The sequence below is a fragment of the Amycolatopsis sp. lyj-112 genome, assembly GCF_046549055.1.
Lineage (GTDB): Bacteria > Actinomycetota > Actinomycetes > Mycobacteriales > Pseudonocardiaceae > Amycolatopsis.
Map to the genome: position 1 here is coordinate 626,232 of NZ_JAJPWS010000001.1, position 22,050 is coordinate 648,281.

Annotated in this window: 21 protein-coding genes; 12 read left to right on the forward strand and 9 right to left on the reverse strand. The window is 70.0% G+C overall.

The window, feature by feature from the left end; genetic code table 11:
* The first annotated feature begins 5 nt into the window (after positions 1–5).
* Positions 6–1,640, forward strand: a complete 1,635-nt coding sequence (locus ACLJRL_RS03010; protein WP_410654421.1) for an amidase family protein — start codon at positions 6–8, stop codon at positions 1,638–1,640.
* On the opposite strand, the gene ACLJRL_RS03015 is transcribed toward ACLJRL_RS03010, so the two are convergent.
* The 5 genes from ACLJRL_RS03015 to ACLJRL_RS03035 form a co-directional block, all read right to left on the reverse strand.
* Complete coding sequence (locus tag ACLJRL_RS03015; protein ID WP_410654422.1) at positions 1,600–2,649, reverse strand: quinone-dependent dihydroorotate dehydrogenase; 1,050 nt, start codon at positions 2,647–2,649, stop codon at positions 1,600–1,602. The genes ACLJRL_RS03010 and ACLJRL_RS03015 overlap by 41 nt on opposite strands.
* Positions 2,650–2,984: 335 nt before the next feature.
* A complete protein-coding gene (locus ACLJRL_RS03020; RefSeq protein ID WP_410654423.1) occupies positions 2,985–3,545 on the reverse strand; it encodes a GNAT family N-acetyltransferase in 561 nt (186 codons plus the stop codon).
* Positions 3,546–3,924: 379 nt separating this feature from the next.
* The gene (gene add / locus ACLJRL_RS03025; protein ID WP_410654424.1) at positions 3,925–4,974 is read right to left on the reverse strand and encodes an adenosine deaminase; all 1,050 of its coding nucleotides are present in this window, start codon (positions 4,972–4,974) and stop codon (positions 3,925–3,927) included.
* A gap of 128 nt (positions 4,975–5,102) precedes the next feature.
* Positions 5,103–5,906 (reverse strand): DNA-formamidopyrimidine glycosylase family protein, encoded by an 804-nt coding sequence (locus ACLJRL_RS03030; RefSeq protein WP_410654425.1) that lies wholly within the window; start codon positions 5,904–5,906, stop codon positions 5,103–5,105.
* A gap of 4 nt (positions 5,907–5,910) precedes the next feature.
* The gene (locus ACLJRL_RS03035; RefSeq protein ID WP_410654426.1) at positions 5,911–6,795 is read right to left on the reverse strand and encodes a ParA family protein; all 885 of its coding nucleotides are present in this window, start codon (positions 6,793–6,795) and stop codon (positions 5,911–5,913) included.
* Between the two features lie 109 nt (positions 6,796–6,904).
* On the opposite strand from ACLJRL_RS03035, the gene ACLJRL_RS03040 reads away from it, so the two are divergent.
* The 3 genes from ACLJRL_RS03040 to ACLJRL_RS03050 all read left to right on the forward strand — a co-directional run bounded on the left by ACLJRL_RS03040 (position 6,905) and on the right by ACLJRL_RS03050 (position 9,537).
* Positions 6,905–7,639 (forward strand): class I SAM-dependent methyltransferase, encoded by a 735-nt coding sequence (locus ACLJRL_RS03040; RefSeq protein WP_410654427.1) that lies wholly within the window; start codon positions 6,905–6,907, stop codon positions 7,637–7,639.
* A 66-nt stretch (positions 7,640–7,705) separates the two neighbouring features.
* A complete protein-coding gene (gene dinB, locus ACLJRL_RS03045) occupies positions 7,706–8,923 on the forward strand; it encodes a DNA polymerase IV (protein ID WP_410655141.1) in 1,218 nt (405 codons plus the stop codon).
* Positions 8,924–9,120: 197 nt separating this feature from the next.
* The gene (locus ACLJRL_RS03050) at positions 9,121–9,537 is read left to right on the forward strand and encodes a DUF3040 domain-containing protein (RefSeq protein ID WP_410654428.1); all 417 of its coding nucleotides are present in this window, start codon (positions 9,121–9,123) and stop codon (positions 9,535–9,537) included.
* A 113-nt stretch (positions 9,538–9,650) separates the two neighbouring features.
* Here the strand turns inward: ACLJRL_RS03050 and ACLJRL_RS03055 are convergent, their stop codons facing one another.
* From ACLJRL_RS03055 to ACLJRL_RS03070, 4 genes are all read right to left on the reverse strand, one after another.
* A complete protein-coding gene (locus tag ACLJRL_RS03055; RefSeq protein ID WP_410654429.1) occupies positions 9,651–9,773 on the reverse strand; it encodes a hypothetical protein in 123 nt (40 codons plus the stop codon).
* Positions 9,774–9,840: 67 nt separating this feature from the next.
* Positions 9,841–12,366 (reverse strand): transglutaminaseTgpA domain-containing protein, encoded by a 2,526-nt coding sequence (locus ACLJRL_RS03060; RefSeq protein WP_410654430.1) that lies wholly within the window; start codon positions 12,364–12,366, stop codon positions 9,841–9,843.
* Positions 12,363–13,637, reverse strand: a complete 1,275-nt coding sequence (locus ACLJRL_RS03065) for a DUF58 domain-containing protein (RefSeq protein WP_410654431.1) — start codon at positions 13,635–13,637, stop codon at positions 12,363–12,365. The genes ACLJRL_RS03060 and ACLJRL_RS03065 overlap by 4 nt, the downstream gene beginning before the upstream one ends.
* A 19-nt stretch (positions 13,638–13,656) precedes the next feature.
* A complete protein-coding gene (locus tag ACLJRL_RS03070) occupies positions 13,657–14,745 on the reverse strand; it encodes an AAA family ATPase (RefSeq protein WP_410654432.1) in 1,089 nt (362 codons plus the stop codon).
* A gap of 273 nt (positions 14,746–15,018) precedes the next feature.
* On the opposite strand from ACLJRL_RS03070, the gene ACLJRL_RS03075 reads away from it, so the two are divergent.
* The 8 genes from ACLJRL_RS03075 to ACLJRL_RS03110 all read left to right on the forward strand — a co-directional run bounded on the left by ACLJRL_RS03075 (position 15,019) and on the right by ACLJRL_RS03110 (position 22,006).
* Entirely contained in the window at positions 15,019–15,372 is a 354-nt protein-coding gene (locus ACLJRL_RS03075) for a hypothetical protein (RefSeq protein WP_410654433.1), read from the forward strand.
* Positions 15,373–15,376: 4 nt separating this feature from the next.
* Positions 15,377–15,931, forward strand: a complete 555-nt coding sequence (locus ACLJRL_RS03080) for a DUF3558 domain-containing protein (protein ID WP_410654434.1) — start codon at positions 15,377–15,379, stop codon at positions 15,929–15,931.
* Between the two features lie 11 nt (positions 15,932–15,942).
* Positions 15,943–16,521, forward strand: a complete 579-nt coding sequence (locus ACLJRL_RS03085; RefSeq protein WP_410654435.1) for a PPE domain-containing protein — start codon at positions 15,943–15,945, stop codon at positions 16,519–16,521.
* Positions 16,518–17,279, forward strand: coding sequence for an ESX secretion-associated protein EspG (locus ACLJRL_RS03090; RefSeq protein WP_410654436.1), 762 nt, complete (start codon positions 16,518–16,520; stop codon positions 17,277–17,279). Before ACLJRL_RS03085 ends, ACLJRL_RS03090 begins: the two co-directional genes overlap by 4 nt.
* A 451-nt stretch (positions 17,280–17,730) precedes the next feature.
* On the forward strand, positions 17,731–18,162 hold the full coding sequence (mraZ, locus tag ACLJRL_RS03095) for a division/cell wall cluster transcriptional repressor MraZ (RefSeq protein ID WP_410654437.1): 432 nt from the start codon (positions 17,731–17,733) through the stop codon (positions 18,160–18,162).
* A gap of 204 nt (positions 18,163–18,366) precedes the next feature.
* On the forward strand, positions 18,367–19,326 hold the full coding sequence (rsmH, locus tag ACLJRL_RS03100) for a 16S rRNA (cytosine(1402)-N(4))-methyltransferase RsmH (protein ID WP_410654438.1): 960 nt from the start codon (positions 18,367–18,369) through the stop codon (positions 19,324–19,326).
* Positions 19,323–20,078 carry a hypothetical protein gene (locus tag ACLJRL_RS03105; protein WP_410654439.1) on the forward strand — a complete coding sequence of 252 codons (756 nt, stop codon included), beginning with the start codon at positions 19,323–19,325 and terminating at the stop codon, positions 20,076–20,078. The genes rsmH and ACLJRL_RS03105 overlap by 4 nt, the downstream gene beginning before the upstream one ends.
* Positions 20,078–22,006, forward strand: a complete 1,929-nt coding sequence (locus ACLJRL_RS03110) for a peptidoglycan D,D-transpeptidase FtsI family protein (RefSeq protein ID WP_410654440.1) — start codon at positions 20,078–20,080, stop codon at positions 22,004–22,006. The genes ACLJRL_RS03105 and ACLJRL_RS03110 overlap by 1 nt, the downstream gene beginning before the upstream one ends.
* The last annotated feature ends 44 nt before the right edge of the window (positions 22,007–22,050 follow it).

A 22,050-nucleotide genomic window follows, 5' to 3' on the forward strand; every position in this document is an offset into this window, starting at 1 on the left:
GCCCAGTGACGACGCTCCCCCCGGAACCAGAACAGATTCCGACTCCGCCTCCCAGCTCCTACCAGCGCGTCAAAGCGGCCTACGACCGGATGGCCGAGGTCGACCGGCCCGAAGTCTGGATCACCCTCCGCGCCATGGAGGACGTTCTCGTGGACGCGAAAGCCGTCGATGAACGCCTCCGCACCGGAGCGGATCTCCCGCTCGCCGGAACCCTGCTGGCGGTCGCCGACGCCATCGACGTCGCGAGCCTGCCCACCGCGGGCGAGGACGTCTGCTGCTCGGAGGCGTCCGTGGTGTCACGCCTGACCGCCGCCGGAGCGGTGCTGGTCGGCAAGACCAACTGCGACCGGTACGGCTGCGATCTCGAAGGCACCCACAGTCCGTACGGCCCCGTGGGCGCCGCACTCAACACGTCCAAGGTCTCCGGGAGCGCGAGCAGCGGCGCGGCCGTCGCCGTCGCGCTGGGCATGGTCGATCTGGCGGTCGGAACGGACTCCTCGGGCGCGGGCCGCGTGCCCGCGTCGCTCAACGGGATCGTCGGGATGAAGCCGACGCTGGGCCTGGTGCCCCAGACCGGCGTCGGATCGTGCGGCAGCGTGGCCTTGTTCGCGCGCAGTCTCACCCTGGGCCAGCGGGCGCTGGGACTGATGACCGGACCCGACGGGATCGACCCGCTCGCCCGCGAGTGGCCCGCAGACGTCCGGCTCGGGGCGGGGGACCGGCCGCGGGTCGCGATCCCGGGCTCCGAATCCCTCACCGCCCTTTCGCTGCCTTCGCGGGCCGCGTTCGTCGGCGCGGTCTCGGCGCTGCGCGCGTCGGGAGCCCTCGTGGAGACGGTGGAGGTGTCGGCCCTGCTGTCGGTGGGCGACCTGATCCACGACGACGGCTTCACCGCCGACAGGCACCGGGTCGCCGAAGCCGGGATGCTCGCGCTGCGCCTGCTTTCCGGGTACGACGCCCTCGTCCTGCCGACGGTCACCGACCATCCCCAGGTCGAGGAGGCACTGTCCGATCCGGACGGCGTCGACAGGCGACTGGAGACCTTCACGGCGTTCGTCAACCTGCTCGACCTCGCCGCCGTCACGGTTCCGGCGTCGCCGTCGGATCTCGGGCCGTTCGGCGTCTCGGTGGTCGTGCGGCCGTTCGACGACCAGGTCGCCATCGACCTGGCCGCCGTGCTCACCGACGAGCAGGCCGATTTCCCTTACCCCGCACCGGGGGCGGATCTCGTCGTGTTCGGCGCGCACCTGCGTGGCCAGCCGCTGAACGAGCGCCTCGTCGCCGCCGGGGCGCGGTTCACCGGGATGGTGCAGACCGGCGAGGGCTACCGGATGCTGTTGCTGCCGACCGAACCGCCGCAGCCGGGGGTGGTGCCGGTGCGGGCGGGAGGTGAGCGCACCATGCTTTCCGGTGAGCTCTGGCGGCTCTCACCCGCGGCGCTCGGGGCGTTCGCCGCCGCGCTGCCCGCGCCGTTCGTCCTCGGCCGGATCACGCTGGAGAACGGGGAGAACCCGCTGGCCGTCCTTTGTGACCAGGCGGCCACGGCGACGGCGACGGCGCTGACCGGATACCAGTGCTGGCGCGCCTATCAGAGGTTCGTCAGTACGGCCGGGCCGCGAGACCTCGGGCGACCCGCTTGACCAGCCCGGGCCCGTGCAGGGCGAAACCGCTGTAGAGCTGGACGAGACCGGCGCCGGCGTCGAGCATCCGCGCGGCGCCGGTTCCGTCGAAGATCCCGCCGACGCCGATGATCGGCAGCTTTCCGGCGGTCTCCTCGTGCACGAACCGCACCACTTCGGCCGAACGAGTGGTGAGCGGGCGGCCGGAAAGCCCGCCCGCCTGCTCACCGACGGCGGTTTCGGCCGGCGCGATCCCGTCGCGGGACAGGGTCGTGTTGGTCGCGATCAGCCCGGAGACACCGTGTTCGAGGCACACCCCGAGCAGTTCCGCGAGCGCCTCGTCGGTGAGATCGGGGGCGACCTTCACCAGCAGCGGCGTCGGCTCGGCGTCCCCGGCGAGTTCCGTCGAGGTCTTCCGGAGTTCGGCGAGCAGTTCGGCCAGCGCGGTCTTGTCCTGCAGTGCCCGCAGCCCGGGCGTGTTGGGCGAACTGACGTTGATCGCGAAGTAGTCGGCGTAGGGGTGCAGCGCGCGCAGGGAGAACCGGTAGTCGTCGACGGCCTCGTCGAGCGGGGTCGCCTTGGACTTGCCGATGCTGACGCCCAGCGGCACCGGCGGTTTCCCGCCCGCGGCGAGCCGGGCGGCGAGCGCTTCGGCACCGGCGTTGTTGAAGCCCATCCGGTTGATCACCGCGTCGCTCTGGGCGAGGGTGAACAGCCGCGGCTTGTCGTTGCCCGGCTGGGCATGCCGGGTGACCGTGCCGACCTCGACGAAACCGAAACCGAGCGCGGGCCACGCGTGCAGTGCCCGGCCGTTCTTGTCCATCCCGGCGGCGAGGCCGACCCGGTTCGGGAACCGGAGACCGAGCAGGGTGACCGGATCGTCCGTCCGGTAGACGCGGCCGAGCGCGCGGAGCGCGGGGGAGACCCGGCTCAGCCCGCCGAGCGCGACGAGGGTGCGCTCGTGCACGGTTTCCGGGTCGTTGCCGGAGACCCGGTACAGCGCGGGCCGGACGATCTTGTCGAAGAACACGGCCCCATCATGCCTGGGCGCTTTCCGGAGTCCGTGAAGGCCTCCTTGAGGGACTCAGAGTCCCTCAAGGAGGCCTTCACGGCATTGGTTTCGCGGACGCAGCCAGGACGAAGGCGTGACTCACGTGATCAGGTGCGAAACTCACGTGACTGGATGCCGCACTCGTGTCTGATCACGCGAGATCCGTCTCTGATCACGTGAGTGCGGTGCCGCAGCGAGGTCGGTGGCCTCGATCGGTGGGCGAGCATGCCGCGAAAGCCACTTTCGGGGCATGTGACGCCCTGAAAGTGGCTTTCGCGGCATCCGCAACCCAGGTCGGTCCGGTAGCCGACGTTCTAGCGGGTCGCCTTCCATTCGTCTTCGAGCATCGCGAAGACGAGTTCGTCGCACCACTCGCCTTTGACGACTTCGTTCTCGCGCAGGTGCGCTTCCTTCTGCATGCCCAGCCGTTCCATCAGCGCGGCCGACGCGGTGTTGCGCCCGTCGCAACGGCCGATGATCCGGTGCAGCCCGAGGTCTTCGAAGCCGAGCCGCAGCAGTTCGACGGCGGCTTCCGCGGCGAGTCCCTTGCCGTGGTGGTCGGGGTGGAACACGAAACCGATCTCGCCCTGGCGATGTTCGCTGCTCAGGTATTCGAGGTTCAGGTCGCCGATCAGCTGACGGGTCTCGGTCAGTTCCACCGCCACCGCGAGGAACTGGCCTTCCTTGGTCAGGGTGTCGCTGTGCACCCGTTTGGCGAGCGCGGCGGCGGATTCGGCCCGGCTGCGCGGGCCCCAGTACAGGTAGCGGGAGACGTCGGCGCGGGACTGGAAGGAATTGAGTTCGTCGAGATCATCCGAGGTGAAGGCTCGGAGGGTAAGGCGCTCAGTGGTGATCGGGAAGTCGGGCCTCAACATGGGCCCCAGGCTAGCCATTCCGGGGGAGTGCGGCACCCGAATAGCGACGGACGGGCTCTCCCGTCCGGCGGACGGTCCCGCCTGCTCACAGGCGGAGGAACGGGTCCGGAAATAGGGGTACCCCGAGGTGACTCCCGGACGCCGGTGACGGCGAACGGGCCCGAGCCGGACTGGTGCTCGGGAACCTCGGGGGCCCGGTGACTGCCTGGTATTCGCTATCAGGCATCACGCGAAGCAGGCGACGAGCCGAAGGTGGCTCCAACTTGCGTTGTATCGCTGCTGATGAGTCCTACGCGTGCCGTCCGCTAGCGGACAGTCACCTCACGAGTCCTGTTGCTATACAACTTTGGACCACCTCCTCTCTCGTGTAACCGCCACGCTAGGCGAGGAGTTCGGGGTCCTGCAACAAGATTTCTTCGATCTCGGCCAGCAGGACGTTCTTGGCCGGAGAAGACAGGAACGACGCGCCGACGGCGTTCTTCGCGAACCGGGCGATTTCGGTCGTCGTCAGGCCGAGTGTTTCGGCGACGGCCAGGTACTCGCCGTCCAGGGTGGCGCCGAACATCGGCGGGTCGTCGGTGTTGAGGGTGACCACCACTCCGTGGTCGAGCAGCCGCCGCACCGGATGCGCGTCGATCGACGGGAACTGTCCCGTCCGAATATTGGACGTCGGGCAGACTTCCAGTGGAATCCTTTGCGCCGCAAGATATTCCATCAACGCGGGATCGGTGTACGCGCCGACGCCGTGGCCGATCCGTTCGGCGCCGAGGTCGTGCACGGCCGACCAGACGGTGGCCGGGCCGGTGGTCTCGCCCGCGTGCGGGACGCTGTGCAGCCCCGCCTCCCGGGCCCGGGTGAAGAACGGCGCGAACTGGGCCCTCCCGACACCGACCTCCGGCCCGCCGAGCCCGAACGACACCAGCCCGTCCGGGCGTTCGCGCAGCGCGAACACGACCGTCTCGCGCCCCGCGACGACGCCCTTTTCGCCGGGAATGTCGAAACACCACGCCAGTTCCACGCCGTGCTCGGACAGTGCCTCGGCCCGCCCGGTGGCGAGACCGGTGAGCAGATCGTCCGTCGACATGCCGTCGAGGACGTGGTTGTACGGCGTCACGGTCACCTCGGCGTAGCGCGCGTTCTGCGTGGCGAGATCGGCCGCCAGCCCGGTGACCAGGGTGTGGATGTCGCGGGCGTCGCGCACCAGCGATGTCACGGCCAGGTAGTTGCGGAGGAAATGCGGGAAATCACGGAAGGTGAAGAACTCTGCGAGTGCTTCGGGCTCGGTCGGCACTCCGGCGGACGGGCGGCGGCGGGCCAGTTCCAGCACCGTGGGCAGGCTCGCCGAGCCGACGAGGTGGACGTGGAGTTCGACCTTGGGCAGGGCGTGCACGAACGCGCGCAGCGCCTCGCCCGTGAGGATTCCGGGCATGACGAAAGCTCCCTGAAATGAGGGTGGAGGGTGACGTGCGGGGCGGAACGGGCGGCTCAGGGAGCGAGGTCGCCGCGTTCGGTGTCGGCCCCGTAGAGCGGGAGCTTGAACAACGTCACCAGCCCAGCCTAGCGCTCCGGACGAGGTCCCGGCTGACATTTCGGGCAGAACCAGGTGGGCCGCTGCTGATGGCCGGTGCCCTGCTGGAGTACCTCCACCTTGCCGCCGCAACGGAAGCAGCCCTGCCGGGTCCGCTCGTAGACCCACTGGCGCCTGCCGCGGCCCGGGTCGCCGGTGGTGATCTGCTCGTGCCGCCAGGCGTTGGCCACCAGCAGTTTCCGGCCGAGCGCGACGGCCTTCGCGGGATCCACTCCGGACACCGGCGTCCACGGCGAGACCTTGAGCAGGAAGCAGATCTCCACCTTGTACAGGTTCCCGATCCCCGCCATGATCCGCTGATCCAGCAGGGCGTCGCCCAGTTCCCGATCCGGATCCGCAGCCAGCGCGGCCGCCGCCCGCGCCGCGTGCTCGTCCGTCCACTGTGGATCCAGTAGATCCGGGCCGAGGTGACCGACCAGCCGGCTTTCTTCGTCCGTGGGAACGAGTTCCAGGTCTTGCACGCGGAAGCCGATCGCCTGGATGTCGTCGGTCGCGAGGATGACCCGCGCCTGATGCGCCGGGCTGCGCCAGCTCGCGCCCGCCGGGTACACGGCCCACTTGCCGTCCATCCGCAGGTGGCTGTGCAGGGTGAGATCGCCGGAGAAGCGGGTCAGCAGATGCTTGCCGACCGTCCCGACGCCGAGCACGTCCCGCCCGGCGAGGTCGGCCGTGGCCAGCTGGGGGACCCTGAACTCGCCGCGCAGCAGCGTTTTCCCGGCCAGCGCCTTGTCGAGGACCTTGCCGGCGAGGAAGACGGTGTCGCCTTCGGGCACGGCGCTAACCCGTGCCGGTGTCGCCCAGCTTGGCGGGCACTTCGGCGTTGTCCGGCTCGACGGCGTCCAGCGGGTCTTCGTCGCCCCGGACACGGTGCCGCCCGGCGCGGCTCGAGCGGAGGACCTTCGCGAGCACCATGTTGAACGTCAGCGCGATTTCCTGCGCACCCGGGGAATGCCACTCGTGGATCGGGCTGCACGCGCCCTGCGCCTGCTGCACCGCGAGCCTGTCCGGGATGGCCGTCGGCATCACCAGCGGACCGAAGTTCTCCCGCAGTTCGGCGACGCGGAACTGATGTTCGTAGGAGCGCACGCGGAGCTTGTTGACCACCACGCCGATCGGCCGGAGACCCGGGTTCTGCTCCTCGCGGATCTTCTCGATCGCTTCGAGCGCGCGGCGGGCACCGGAGACGGCGTACATCGTCGGCTCGGTGACGATCAGCGCGCTGTCCGCGGCCACCAGCGCCGAGCGGGTCAGCCTGCCCAGCGACGGCGGGCAGTCGAGGATCACCAGTTCGTACGGTTCGTCGCGCAACGGGTTGGTGTGCAGTTCGTCGAGCGCGCGGGAGAGATTCTCGAGCCGCCGGATGTCGGCGTCGGGCTCGTTGAGCATCTCCAGCTCTTCGGCGCCGACGAGGACGTCGATCTGGTCGCCCCACACGCTCGGCGCGATCGCGCGTTCGAGTACCGCGCGCGTCGGCGTCTCCAGGACGTCGGCGAGCGTGCGGTCGGTCAGCGGCGGGTCCAGCGAGGTGGTGGCGTTGCCTTGCGGGTCGAGATCGGCCACGAGGGTCCGGGCGCCCCTACGCAGAGCGGCGGACGCGACACCGAGGGCGACCGTCGTTTTACCGACGCCACCCTTCAGGCTGAGAACAGCGACCGTGTGCACTCGATACAGCCTACGGGCCCTCGGCGGGGTGGTCCCCTGGCAAGGTGTCGAACACCGCATCGGGCTACACCCGCAGGTCACCCGACGGCGGGCATTACGCTGTGCGTTTATGAAGACGGACACCGTGGCCACGCGGGGATCGGGGGCGGTTCGCCGGGTTCTCGAAGCAGAACTCCGGGACGCCCGGGCGCGAGGCGTGCAACAGCCGAACGTCGTGGACGTCGGCGGCGGAAGCGGCGGCTGGGCGGTGCCCCTGGCGTCGGCCGGCTGCCTCGTGACCGTCGTCGAGCCGAACCCCAACGCGCTGGCGACCCTGCGCCGCCGTGCCGAGGAGGAGGGCGTCTCCGCCAGCATCACGGCGATCGCCGACGACTCCGACGCGCTCGGCGCCCACGTACCGGCCGGATCGGCCGACCTGGTGCTGGCGCACGGCCTGCTGGAGGTCGTCGACGACCCGGCCGCGGTACTCGCCGCGCTGGCCGCGGCCGTCAAACCCGGCGGCGTGGTTTCGGTGCTGGTGGCGAACCGCCACGCCGCGATCCTCCAGCGCGCGCTGGCCGGACGGCTCGGGGAGGCGCGGGAACTCCTGGCCGCCGAGAGTGGAGTGCTGGGCGGCGGACGGGAGACTGTGCTGCGCCGGTTCGACGCCGAGGGCCTGCGGGCCCAGCTGGTCGCGGTCGGGCTCGAAGTGACCTCGCTGCAGGGCGACGGCGTCGTGGCGGACTTCGTACCCGGTGGGGTGCGGGAAGAGGACCTGGCGGAGTTCGAGCTGGCGGCCGCGTCGGTGTCGCCGCTGCGGGACATCTCCAGCCGGCTGCACGTCCTGGCGCGCCGCCCGGCCTGATCCGGAACTGTCGGTGGTCCGGGTTAGCGTTCGGTCGTGGGGAGAAACGCCGAGCTGCCGGGAGGGATGTCCCGTTATCGCGTGACGACGGGCGCCACCACCTGGCCGGACGACACCGGGTGCGGGTTGCTGCACGTGGACATGGACGCCTTCTTCGTGTCCTGTGAGCTGCGCACGCGCCCGGAACTGGCCGGCAAGCCGGTGGTCGTCTCCGGTGGCGGCCCGAGGTCGGTGGTGGCCGCGGCGAGCTATCCGGCGCGCGAGTTCGGGGTCCGGTCGGCCATGCCGTTCTCGACCGCGAAACGGCTCTGCCCGCAGTTGATCTGCATCACCCCGACACCGGGCCTGTACGGCGAGGTCTCGCAGGGCGTCATGGCGGTCTTCAAGGAACTCACGCCGTTGGTCGAGCCGCTGAGCCTCGACGAGGCCTTCCTCGACGTCAGAGGGGCACTGAAGCGGCTGGACTCCTCACCCGCGCGGCTCGGCGCCTGGATCCGGGAGCGGGTGGTGGCCGACTTCGGGATCAGCTGCTCGGTCGGCGTCGCGAAGGTCAAGTTCGTCGCGAAGCTCGCGTCCGGGATGGCGAAACCGGACGGGATGGTCGTCGTCCCGGCGGCCGAGACGCTCGCGTTCCTGCATCCGCTGCCCGTGTCGGCACTGTGGGGCGTCGGCAAGCGCACCGAGGAGCATCTGCGGCAGCAGGGCCTCGACACCATCGCCGACGTCGCGGCGGCGCCGCTGTCCCGGCTGCGGCGCTCACTGGGGCGCGCTCTGGGCGAGCACCTCTTCGCGCTCGCGAACGGGCACGACGACCGCGCGGTGGTGCCGGAGACGCCGGACAAGTCGATCGGCGCCGAAGTGACCTTCGATGTCGACCTTCACGACCGTGCGGCGCTCGGGCTGGAACTGCTCCGGCTGTCGGAACGGGTCGCCGCGACCCTGCGCCGCCGGGGGCTGCGCGGGCGGACGGTGTCGATCAAGGTCCGGTTCGCGGATTTCAAGACGATCACGCGCGCCAGGACAACCGCCGTCGGTGTGGATGTGGCCCGCGACATCCATCGCACCGCCGTCGAGCTCCTCGCCGAGCACGCGCCCACGGGTGCAGTCCGCCTGATCGGCGTAAGAGTGGAGGGTCTCGACACGGAGAGTGACGGAGAACAGCTACTTTTCGACTCAGCCGAACCCCGATGGCGGGATGCGGAAGTGGCCGCCGACGTCGCGAGGACGAAGTTCGGGGCCGCCGCGGTGCGGCCGGCGTCACTGTTGACACCCCGTGACCAGTGACATTGCCCGTCGAATCGTCTTCGAGAGAGCCAAGTCGGGTGGTTTCAGCCAATTCGATCCCTTCTGGATACGGGATCGGGTAGTCGGACGAGCGCGGGGCTCGTATCCTGGACAGAGACACCCCGCCTGGGGTTGTCTGTTGGGTCCATGACGTTGCGCGGCCCGGCGCCCGCGACAGCTGTGCCGGAGGAGGAAAGATGCCACTCTCCGAGCATGAGCAGCGGCTGCTCGATCAGATCGAGCGCGAGCTCTATGCCGAGGACCCCAAGTTCGCATCCACGGTGCGTGGCACCCGGTTGCGCCGACCCGCTCGCCGACGACGTTTTCAGGGTGTAGCCCTGTTCGTGGTCGGTGTGGCACTGCTGGTGCTCGGCGTGGTGGTCAACATCAGGGTCGCCGAGATACCGGTGATCAGCGTGCTCGGGTTCCTGGTGATGTTCTTCGGGGTGATGTTGGCCGTCACATCGATTCGGCAAGGAGCCGAAGGCGAGAGCGGCAAGGGCGACGGTGATTCGGGAGCCGGTGGAAGCGGCGGCGGTAAGTCGTCGGCCCGCCGGAGTTCGTTCACCCAGCGCATGGAAGAGCGCTTTCGCCAGCGCTTCGAGGAGCAGTAGCTCTCACACACGCGAACATGCCGACGAGGCGTTGCCTCGTCGGCATGTTCGCGTTGTCTTGCGCCGGGATACTGCGCAGGTGACCTCAGGACCTTGGGAGTACGACGGCCGGTTTACTCGGTGACCGCCTTCAGCGACAGCAGCGGCTTCGGCTGGGAGCTGTGCGACGACGCCCCGGCACCGGGCAAAGGGATTCTGATGGCGGCGTACCGGGAGGACTCCACGGAGGCGTTCACGCTCCTCGTGTGGACCGAAGCGCCTCTGCCATTCGCTCTGGTCCACCTAGGTGACGGACAGCCCGCGCTATTTGTCCCGGCGTCGTAGCGAGCGTGGGAAGAGGCGGCCCTTCCACGACATGGGCGCGTTCCGGCGCAGGCTTTTGCGAACCTCGTCGAAGGCCGGCCCCAGTGCCTGGTCCGGCTCCTGTTTCTCGGAGTACCAGGACGTCTCCACGGCGCCGATGACCGTCCGCAGGCCGGAGCGGCCTTCGTCGTCCAGGCGATGCTTCTCGACGACCTTCCGGCCGGCCACGCGCACCGTGTCGCCGACGGAGATCGGCAGGCCGCGGTCCGCGCATTCGTCCATCAGCTCGCGCCAGGCCGCGTCGGCCGCGGTGGGGGAGTGGCTCGCGATCTTCTGCAGCCGCAGCCGCCGTTTGATCTCCCGGATCGCGGTCGGGGTGCCCAGCCCGCCGAGGACCAGCACCAGGATCAGCGCGAACCACCAAGAGACCCAGGCCGCCAGGAACGCGAACGCGGCCACCCACAGCCCGATCGCGATCAGCGGGAGCCAGTTCGCCACCTGAGGGTTGTCCAGGAATCCTGTCGGGGGCCCGGCGTCATCGTCGTCCCCGGAGCCAGGGCCGGTCTTCGAGCGCATCAGAGCCCGGTATCTGAGCCGCGAGCGGACGATGACGACCACGGTCAACGCGGCCGCCAGACCGCCCAGGAGCCCGGCGAGGATGGCCGGCCACAGCGGCTCTTCGTCCTGCTGGGCCCCGGTGCCGTCCGCGCCGAGGTCCGCGCCCGGGTCCCGGGGCGTGCCGGTCGCGGGGGCGCTCGACGCCGGCGCTGTCGGGACTTCCTGGGTGTCGTTGGTCGAGCTGGCGCTGCTGTCGGTCTGCAGGTACGGCGGGACGACCGCGCGGCCGTCGACCAGCGGCGTCGGGTCGAAGCTGACCCAGCCCCGGGTGCCGAAGTAGACCTCGACCCACGCGTGCGCGTCTTCGGAGCTGATCGAGAGGTGATCGCCCTTCGGCGTGCCGGAGGTGAAGCCGATGGCGACCCGTGACGGGATGCCCGCCGACCGCAGCATCACGGCCATCGCGGAGGCGAACTGCTCACAGAAGCCGCGTTTGCCGTTGAGGATGAAGTCGGCGAGCGCGTCGGCGTCGGTGGCGTCGGCGGTCTTGGTGTCGTAGACGAAGCCGTTCTGCGCGGTGAAGAACGACCAGATCGCCTGTGCCTTGTCGAAGTTGTTGGTCTCGTTCGCCGTCAGCTGCTCGGCCTTCGCGGCCACTCGCGGGTCGACGCGGTCGACCTTGAGGTACTGCGGCGGGACATCGGCGAGCTGCGGGTCGTCGAGCCGGAGTTCGTCCTTCGACGGCTCCTTGATCGACGCGGTTTCGGTGTAGGCGGGCGCGCCCTGCTTGGTCGTGGTGAACACCGCGCCGCCGACCGGGTCGTACAGCCAGTTGTCGGCCAGCCCGTTGAGTGTCCTCGGCGCGCCGTAGATCGGCAGCCAGTTGTCGACCCAGTTCGTCGGCTCGATCCGGATCTCCCGTCCGGGTCCGGCGCCGTCGTCGCCCGGGGCGGGCGGCAGGCCGCGGTTGGCCTGCACACCTTGCTGGGCCCGGCCGTTCTGGGCGAGTCCCCAGCCCTTGTTCGGCGTGTAGGTGTCGAGGGTGAACGCGCGCAACAGCCGCTTGTCCGCGCCCATCCCGTAGACCCGGAACAGTTCGACGTTCTCGCCCTGGTCGAGCAGGCCGCGCAGCTGGGTGAACGGCTCGACGCCGAACCCGCCGGAACCGCCACGACCGGTGCCGTCGCCGCCGGGGAGGCTGCCGACCGTGCCGACACCGGTCACGGCGGCGCCGATGACCAGTCCCATCGCGATCGCCGCGCTCACCACGCCGACGGGGGCGGACAGGGTGCCCGCCGAATTGCCGAGCCCGGGCGCGTCCCGGTTGCGCCAGCGGCGATGCCGGTGGTTGCCGTCGACGGCGAGCAGTGCGGCGAACGCGGCCGCGCCGAGCAGGAACGTCCACCACGGCAGCATTTCTTCGGCCAGCGCGGCGGGCACGGCGTACACGCACAGCAGCACCAGGCCGGTCGCCGCGGGTGCGGCGGCGGCCACCGCGAGCGTGTCGACCAGGACCGCGACCAGGCCGATCGCGATCGTCACCAGGCACAGGATCGGGGGCGTGCCTTCGACCGGCGGCAGTCCGACGCGGATCTGCTCGGCCGACGCGGCGAGCACGCCGCGCAGTTCGTCGAGCGCGTCCGGGCCGGGGATGATCGTCAGGATCCCGCTGGTGGTGAACGCCCCGGTGATCAGGAACAGCAGCACCAGCAGTTGCGCCAGGCCGACGACGATGGTCGGCGCGCGCAGCGAGCGCAGGGCGAGCCCGGTGGAGGCGATCAGCACGACCGCGACCAGCAGGTAGCCGAACCACGCCCAGCCCGTGACGACGCCGGTCAGCGACGTCGAGGCGAACAGCGTGGCGAGCCCGGCGGCGACCGGGGCGAGCACGCTGCTCGTCCAGACCGGCGCCGGTTCGACGGGCCGCGGTTTCGGGGTGTGGGGGCGGGGTGGCGCGGTGGCGGTCACAGGCCCCCTCCGATCAGGGTTCCCCGGCGGGTGGCGGTCTGGCACAGCTCCGACCAGACCTGCTGCATCGGTGATCCCGGACCGGCGACGACGACGCCCCAGCCCGCCGCGCGCAGCAGCGCCACCGACTCTTCGGTGGCGGCGGCGCGGTTCTCGGGCTTGTTGACGCCCGAGGACCAGCCTGGGGTGTCGAGCAGCACGGCGAGGCTCCGGATCCCGCGCGGGCGGTACCGGGACAGCTCGTGCACGGATTCGTTGCTCACGGTGCCGAGCACGGCGATGAGTTCCTGTCCTTCGGCCGGGTCGCTGCCGAGGGTGATGTCGCGCTGGTGCGCGGGCTGGAGGGCGGCGAGGACGTCGAGGACCACGTTGTCGTAGTGCTCGCCACCTTCACCGGGGGTGTCGGTCAGCCGGTGGCCGTGTTCGGTGACCAGCCGGACGCGATGGCCGGAACGCCGCAGGTGCAGCGCCACGGAAGCGACGAAGGAGACGGCCCATTCGAGGCTCGCGGCGGGGCCGGTGCCGTGATGCGCGGCCGCGCGGTGGTCGAGCAGCACCGTGGTGCCGCCGCGCCAGGGGCGTTCCTCGACGCGGACCATGATCTCGTCGCGGCGGGCCGTCGAGCGCCAGTGGACCTTTCGCAGGTCGTCGCCTTGGCGGTACTGCCGGACGATCACGTCCGCCTCGCCCTGTCCGGCGTGCAGGCGGATGCTGCCGTCGTCCCCGGCGCCGATGCCGGCGCCACTGGGCAGGCCCCACAGCCCGATCACCTTCGGCACCACGACCAGCCGGGAATGCCCGATCAGCTCGCGCTCGAACTCGCACAGCCCGAACGGGTCGGTGATCGTCGCCCGCAGCGGGCCGACCTGCTGGATCCCGCGCAGCACCGGCTGCAGCGGGTACCGCAGCGCGACCCGCCGGTCGTGGGGAAGCCGTTCGACGACGAACCGCGGCCGCGATCCCAGCGCGTACGGCACGCCGTCTTCGAGCAGCACCTCACCGGCCGGGAGCCGGCCGTTGCGCCACAGTTCGAGCTGGACTTCGCCGGGCGAGCCGACCGAGACCCGCTCCGGGCGCAGCGCGCGCGCCGCGCCCAGCCGCAGGCGGGTCGCCGAGATGAAGAAGGCGACCAGCAGCGGCAGGGCGACGACGAACACCGCTACCCGCAGCAGGTCCCGTTCGTTGAGCACGAACGAGCACACCGCCGCGGCGACGCCGGCGGCGAGGAGGCAGCGGCCGCGTGTGGTCAGGCCGGACAGAGCACGCAGCATGGCGCCGTTTTCTTTCTGATCAGCGGTGGTTCGTCCCGGCGGAACCCTGCGGCACGGGAACGCGGTGCAGGATCGCGCGGACCACGTCGGTGGCCGAACGGCGGGCGGCGTGGGCCTCGGTGGTGAGCACCAGCCGGTGCGCCAGCACCGGGACCGCGACCGTGTGCAGGTCGTCCGGGACGACGAACTCACGGCCCGAAAGCGCGGCCTGCGCCCGAGCGGAGCGGACCAGCTGCAGGGTGGCGCGAGGAGAGGCGCCGAGGCGGATCTCCGGCACCTGCCGGGTCGCGGACACCAGGTCGACGGCGTACTTGCGGACCTCCGGCGACATGTGCACCGCCCGGACCGTCTCGATCAGCCGCTGCACCGTGTCACGATCGGAGACCGGCTCCAGATCGGCCATCGGGTTGTGCCCGGCGTGCTCCTCGACCATGGCCAGTTCGGCCTGCTGGTCGGGGTAGCCGATGGACACGCGCGCGGTGAACCGGTCCCGCTGAGCTTCGGGCAGCGCGTAGGTGCCCTCCATCTCGATCGGGTTCTGGGTCGCGATCACCATGAACGGCTCTTCGAGGTGGTACGTCGAAGTGTCGACGGTGACCTGGTGCTCTTCCATGCATTCGAGCAGGGCCGACTGCGTCTTCGGCGAGGCGCGGTTGATCTCGTCGCCGACCACGATGTTCGCGAACACCGGGCCGGGACGGAATTCGAACCCGCCGCTCTGCCGGTTGTAGATGGACACCCCGGTGACGTCGCTGGGCAGCAGGTCGGGGGTGAACTGGATGCGGCTCACGGTGCAGTCGATCGACCGGGCCAGCGCCTTCGCCAGCGAGGTCTTGCCGACCCCGGGGACGTCCTCGACGAGGAGGTGCCCTTCGGCGAGCAGGGTGACGAGCGCGATGCGGATGACGTCGGGTTTGCCGACCAGTACCCGCTCCACGTTGGCGGCGATCCGCCGCGCGGTCTCGTGCAGCTCGTCGAGGGACGCTCTGCTCGCCCTCCCGTTCTGCCGACCGCTGACCGAGCCCGCCGCCGTGGGGTACGGCGTTTGCCCGGTTGTCTGCTCGCCCTGCTGTTCGCCGGGCGTCGCAGACTGGATTCTCGACGTCACTCGACCTCCTGGTGCCGCTGTGGCTGGATGTCCGCTGGGTCTGCTGCTGGACCATTCCGGTCCCCCGAGCAGCGGTCAGCCTCCCACGAAGTGTGTCAAACTCGGGCGAACTGGTGGGGGGAACCCCGCCAACCCCGGTTGATGACTCTGTGCGACCAGCCACCTTACCTCGATCGGGTGAGCTGAGCGCGTTTTCGGGTGCTCCCGCTGACACGGTGTTTTGTCGTATGCTCCGGTGCGAGGTCGCTCGACTACGGAGAGGCGTAATCGCATATGAGCGAGGTGAGCACCGCCAAGCCGCGGTTCGATCTGAGCGGGTTCGCGGTCGCGCCGGAGCTGGCGGCCGACGCCCACGTGAAGATCTCCGCGCTGCAGGACGTGGTCGGCCAGATGGTCCGCGAGGCCAAGGTACTCGGCCGCACGGTTCCCCTTGGCGGGGGATACGCGGACGAGGTCGGCCGGTTCATGGCGCAGTACGGGATCGGCACCGAGGGATCGGCCGTCGAGGCGCTCACGGCGTTCGGCAAGGAACTCGAGGCGCTCAAGAACCGGATGGAGAAGGCGCTGGCCCGCTACACCCGTCAGGATGAACAAGCGGCGGAAGACGTGGACTGTGTCGGCGGCTGAACCCATGACGTCCCGCCTCCCTGTTCTCGGCGCCCTCGGTGCCTTCGCTGTCCTTACAGTGTCCGCCTGCGGGCAAGGGGTCGCAGGCCAGGCGCATATTCCGGTCGGCGACGGAGGCGACGCGCGACCGTCGGCTCCCGCGACCTCCGCTCCGGCGGCCGGGAACGCCGCGGTCGACCCGTGTGCGCTGCTCGGCCCGCAGGACCGGTCGACGGCCGGGCTGAACGTGCTCGGCGTCCCGAAGGAGATCAACGGGGCCCGCGCCTGCGACTGGACGGTGCCCGCCACGTTCGGCGTCACCATCACCGTGGACGAGCGGAACGGGCTGCGCGACCTCGAAGTCGCGCGCAAGACCGCCACGAAGACCAAGGTCGGCGACCGCGAGGCGCTCAAGGTCGCGGACAAGAAGGCCGCCGATGGGACCTGCGCGGTCCTGCTCGGCATGGGGGAGAAGGCGAGCGTCCAGATCGACGTGAGCAACACGAACTTCACCGACACCCCGCTCGCCTGCGAGCGCGCGGTGACGGTGGCGGGACTGGCCGAACCCAAACTGCCCTAGGAGAAGGTGCCGTGCCTGAAGGAGAGATTCCGGGCCGTGAGGTCCCGGTCGCGGCCACGCGGTACGAGGCCTACAGCCATGAGGCGCTGGCCGCCGAGGTCGAGGCGGGCAACGACCCCGAAGCGGCGGGCGGGATCGGCGCCGCCTGGGACGGTCTCGCGCGGCGTATGCACGACGCGACGTCCGACCTGGCCGGCCTGGTCGGCAGCAGCGAGGAGAACTGGCGTGGCGAAGCGGGAGATGCCCTGCGCGGCGTGCTGGCCCAGGCGTCCGGCTGGCTGACCTGGTCCGCGGACCTCTCGGCCGCGCTCGGGCAGGCGGTGACCGGGCAGGCGGAGGTGGCGGCGCGGGCGCGCGCGGACATGCCGCCGCCGGTGGACTTCGATCCGGGCGCGATGATCCGCGGCGCCGCCGCGGGCGGGAACCTGTTCGCGCTCGCCGCGCTCGCCGACGAGATGGAGGCCAAGCGGGCGGAAGCCGAGGAGGCCCGCCGCAAGGCCGTCGACGTGATGAACACCCGCGACACCGCGCTGCACTCGCTCACTCCGCAGATCTCGTTCGGGAAGCCGCCCGAGCTGGGGCGGTCTTGATCCGCGTTTCCGCGTCGGCGTTCGACGTCCTCTGGTCCGATCTCGGTTTCGCGGTACCGCCCTCACCGTTGATCGTCCACAGCGTCGGCGGGACGGAGGCGGAACGCGCCGAGATCCGCGGCGCGGTCTACGAAAACCTCACCGAACGCGGCCTTTTTGACGAAGGCCGCATCGACGCGGCTCTGGAGGCGCGGCTGGGGGTGCTCGCCAAAGCAGAGGTCTACGTCGAGTGCGAAGCGCTGGCGGATATGACGGCCGAGGCCCCGTTCCGCGCCGTCTCGGCCGCGCGCGGGCGGCACGGCGTCCTGGCCACCCAGCCCGAGCAGACCATCGCGCTTTCCGGGATCAGCGACAGCGAGGTGTTCACCGCGATCGTCGACGTCCTCCCGGAAATGCGGCCGGGGCCCGGCTACGGGATCAGCCTGCCCGCGGCGCGGTTCGACCGTGGATCCGGTGACCTCGAAGACCCGGTGTTCGGCGGCGGCGGCCGATCGTCGGCATCGGACAGCCAGCTGCGCGAGGCACTCGCCATCCAGGCGCGGCCGGTCTACAGTGCCGGCCAGTTCACCGTGCGGACCCGCGGCCGCGACGGCCGGGCCCGGCGGGCCGGCGGACTGACCTGGTTCGACACCGACGTCGGCGCGTACTGCGCCGCGCGGACCGAGGGGCGCGGCGGGCAGGCCTGGGTGAATGTGTCCCCTGTGGACGGTCCCCGGCTGGCCGCGCGCTTGGCCGGCCTGCTCGATCCGGACCGCTAGCCGGTCAAGGGGCGGCACGGCCGCGCTGGTCCGCGTGCGAGGCCCCGTTGATCAAGGTGTCCTCAGAGGACAGCCGTCGAATTCCTGGGATGAACCGATGTCGTGTCGCCCACCCTCCACAATGTTCCCCGCCGCTCCACCCCGGATTCCCCACTTTCTCCCCCACTTCGCCCCCTGACAGAGATCCGGCTGCCGAAATCCGGACGCATCAGGCATAGATGAGGTTGCTTCGATACCCGCCCAGGGGGATCTTGGCCACCGTCCCCCACCACGCCCCCACCTGGCCCCACCTGGCTGACCAGCGAAAACGTCTGACACGACGGAGTGGTCACGGCTTTTGTCGCGTTGACTGTGGTGAAAAGTGGGGTACGGTGGTGGCCAGTGGGGCAGTAGGGAGCCCCGTGGCCGACCTTGGTTGTTCGCAGCCGAGATCGGTAGGGAGGTGGAGTCGATGTTCCTCGGCACCCACACCCCGAAAATGGACGACAAAGGGCGGTTGACGCTGCCCGCGAAGTTCCGCGACGCGCTCGCCGGTGGGCTGATGGTCACCAAGGGACAGGATCACTGTCTCTTCGTCTTCCCCCGGGCCGAGTTCGAGCAGATGGCGAAGAAGGTCGCCGAGGCCCCGTTCACGAACGAGGCCGTCCGGGCCTTTCAGCGTTATCTCTTCGCCGGGACGGACGAACAACGCCCGGACGGGCAAGGACGCGTCGCCATCGCGCCCGAGCTCCGACGCTACGCCGGGCTGAACAAGGAATGCGTGGTGATCGGGGCGATCACCAGGCTGGAGATCTGGGACGCCCAAGCGTGGCAGGGCTACCTGGACGAACACGAGGACAGCTACGCGCAGGCTCGAGAGGAAGTTCTGCCGGGCGTTTTCTAGCCGTGACCGAGGAAGCACCCACGCCGTCGGGGGGCGGGGGTTCACGCTTCGGGCACAACGGGAAACGTCCACACGGATGCCGTGAGGCCTCTGTCCGCTCAGTGGCCCTGGTACACCTTCCCCGGTACCAGGTCAGTAAGCGGGCGGACAGGGACCTGACGGCATCCGGCATCTTCCCCGGCATGACAGGAAAGGGGGGAAGACATGGCAGACGGACACGAGCACGTGCCGGTGCTTCTGGACCGCATCGTGGAACTGTTCGCACCGGTCTTCTCCGACCGCGAAGCCGTTCTGGTCGACGCGACAGTCGGGCTCGGCGGTCACTCGGACGCGCTGCTCACCGCGTTCCCTTCCCTGCGCCTGGTCGCGCTCGACCGCGACCCCAACGCGCTGGAACTCTCCGCGAAACGGCTTGCGCCGCACGGTGATCGTGTCGACTTCGTGCACGCCGTCTACGACGAGATGCCGTCCGCGCTCAAGGGGCTCGGACTGTCCAGAGTGGACGGAATCCTGTTCGACCTCGGCGTCTCGTCCATGCAGCTGGATCGTTCCGAGCGCGGTTTCGCCTACTCCAAGGATTCCCCGCTGGACATGCGGATGGACCCGACCACCGGGATCACCGCGGCCGACGTGCTCAACACCTACGGGCCCGGCGAGCTGATCCGGATCCTGCGCGACTACGGCGAGGAGCGGTTCGCCAAGAAGATCGTCCGAGCCGTTGTGGCAGAACGTGAGAAGGAACCTTTCACGCGCAGCGGGCGGCTGGTGGAACTGCTCTACGACGCGGTCCCCGCGGCGAGCAGGCGCACCGGCGGGCATCCGGCGAAACGGACTTTCCAGGCGTTGAGGATCGAGGTCAACGGCGAACTGGAGGTGCTGCGGCGGGCGATGCCGCGGGCGCTGTCCGTACTCGCCGTCGGCGGCCGCATCGTCGTGGAGTCCTACCAGTCCCTCGAGGACCGCCTGGTCAAACAGGCGATCACGGAACTGGCGAAATCCCGGACCCCGGAAGGGCTTCCGGTGGAACTGCCGGGCCACGGCCCGGAACTGAAACTGCTCACCAGAGGGGCCGAGAAGGCCGGCGAGGCGGAGACCGAACTGAACCCACGGGCCGCCTCCGTGCGGCTGCGAGCCGCCGAACGGATCGGAGACCGAGCACGATGACCGCACCCGCGAAGTCCCGCGGACGCCGGGGCGCCCCGGCGCCCGCCCGGCGTGCCCGCGCGACCGCCACGGTCGACGAGGCGCCGGACACCGCCGCACCGGAGACCACGACGTCCACCCGTGCCTCCCGCGGCCGGACGTCAGCGGCCGAACGCGCCTACGCCCGCCGCGCCCAGCGCGCCGATCTTCTGCAACGCGACCAGCAACGCAGCCGCCCCGATGCCGAAAGCGGCGCGGGCAAGGCAGAGCCGAAGAAGGCCTTCAAGCTGCGTTGGCCGCGCTCCCGCGCGTCGTTCGTGCTGATGATGATGGGCCTGCTGGCCGTCGGCGTGGCGAGCACGCTGTGGCTGACCACGCAGGCCATCGCCGACTCGTACCGCCTCGAACAACTGCGTACGGCCAACGCCGGGCTCGCGGAGTCGAAGGAACGGCTGCTGCGCGAGGTCGCGAAGGCCGAATCGCCCGCTTCGCTGGCGCCCAAGGCCCGGGAACTCGGCATGGTCCCCGGCGGCAACCCGGCGCATATCGTGGTCGGCCCGGACGGACAGTCCTCTTTGGTCGGTGAGCCGAAGAAGGCTCAGGCGGACGCGCCGGCGATCCCGGACGTGCAGGCCCCGCCGCCGGCCGCCGAGGGCACGCAGCAGGGTGCGCCGATCGAGGGTGACCAGCCCGCGGTCCCGCAGGAGAACGCCGCACCGCCCGCCCAGAACGAAGCGCCCCCGGCACAGAATCCGGCACAGGGAGGTCAGTGATGTCACCCGGCCGTCCGGCACAGTCCCGGGCCCGGTCGGCGGGAAGCGCTCGGCGGACGTATGCCGCCGGGACCCGTCGTGCCACCGCCCGGCGGGGCAACGGGGGACATCCGAGCCGGTTCACCGGTGTGCGGATGCTGCTGATCGTCGTGATGGTGCTCGCCGGTCTCAAACTCATTCAAGTTCAATGGTTCGAGGCCGGTGCGCTGTCCGAAGCGGCGGAAAAGCAGCGGGCGTCGGTGATCGAAAGTCCCGCGCAGCGTGGGTCCATCATGGACCGCAACGGGACGAAGATCGCGTTCAGCATCGAGGTGCGGACGCTCGCGGTGAGCCTGAACTGGCTGCGCAAGACGAGGGACGAGCTCGCCGCGAAGAACCCCACCAAGGGCAAGGACTTCGAGACCGAGGTGGCGGGCGCGGCGAAGTTGATCTCAGCCAAGCTGCCGGGCGTGACCACCGAGAAGGACCTGCTGGACAAGTTCCACAAGCCCGACGGGTTCACCTACCTGGTACACGACATCGAGCCGTCGGTCGCCGACGCGATTGTCAAGGTATACCCGTGGATCAGCGTCGAGAAGCGCTCCAAGCGGGAGTACCCGGGCGACGCGATCGGCGCGAACGTCATCGGCTACGCGAACTGGCGCACCGACGAGAAGGTCGTCTCGAAGCAGAACCTGCACGGTGTCTACGGTCTCGAGGCCTCGCGGGACAACGATCTCGCCGGAACACCCGGACGCAAGATCGTCAACACCCGGAACGGCAACGACAACCTGGTCATCCCCGGTACCGAACGGGACATCCAGAACGCCGTCCCCGGCTCGGATCTGCAACTGACGATCGACACGGACCTGCAGTACGAACTGCAACGGCAGCTGAGCGAGTACGTCACCAAGTCGCGGGCCAAGGGCGGCCAGGCGGTCATCATGGACTCGAAGACCGGCGAGGTCTACGCGCTGGCCAACGACAAGACGGTCAACCTCAACGACCAGGAGTCGCGGGGCGAGACGGAGAACCTGAACAACCGCGCGGTGACCACGCCGTTCGAACCCGGCTCGGTGAACAAGATCGTCACCGCCGCGGGCGCGATCGACGCGGGTCTCACCACGCCCGAGGCGTCGATGGCGGTGCCGGGTTCGCTGCAGGTGGCGGACAAGGTCGTCAAGGACGCCTGGAACCACGGCACACAGCAGTTCACCACCACCGGCATCTTCGCGAAGTCGTCGAACGTCGGAACCCTGCTGCTGGCGCAGAAGATCGGCGAGGACCACTACGCGAACCTGCTGAAGAAATTCGGCCTCGGCCAGCGCACCGGCCTCGGCCTGCCGGGTGAGAGCCCGGGCGTCGTGCCGCCGCGGAACCAGTGGTACGCCACGACCTTCGGCAACCTGCCGATCGGACAGGGCCTTTCGATGACCGTCGTGCAGATGGCCGGGATGTACCAGGCCATCGCGAACGACGGGCTGCGCGTGGAACCGCGGGTGGTCAAGGCGAAGATCAACCCGGACGGGACCGCGGTCCCCGAGCCCGCGCCGAAGACCGTGCAGGTCGTCAGCCCGCAGACGGCGAAGACCGTCCGCGACATGATGCGTGCGGTAGTGCAGAAGGGTAAGGGGCAGCAGAGCGGCACCGCGCCCACGGCGGCCCTGGAGGGCTACCAGGTCTCCGGCAAGACCGGCACCGGCCAGCAGGTCGACCCGCAGACCAAGGCGTACAGCAACCACCTGTACAACATCACCTTCGCCGGGATCCTGCCCGCGGACAACCCGAGGTTCGTGATCGGCATCCGGCTCGACGCGCCGGAGACCTCACTGCCCGAAGGACATTCGGCCGCGCCGCTGTTCCACTCACTGGCCGCCTACCTGGCGCAGCGGTTCCAGATCCCGCTGTCCGAGGGGCCCGCGCCGCAGGTCCCGCTCGTTCTTTCCTGACTCACGACAACCCGACCCCATGCGACACCGCAGCCTCCCCGGAC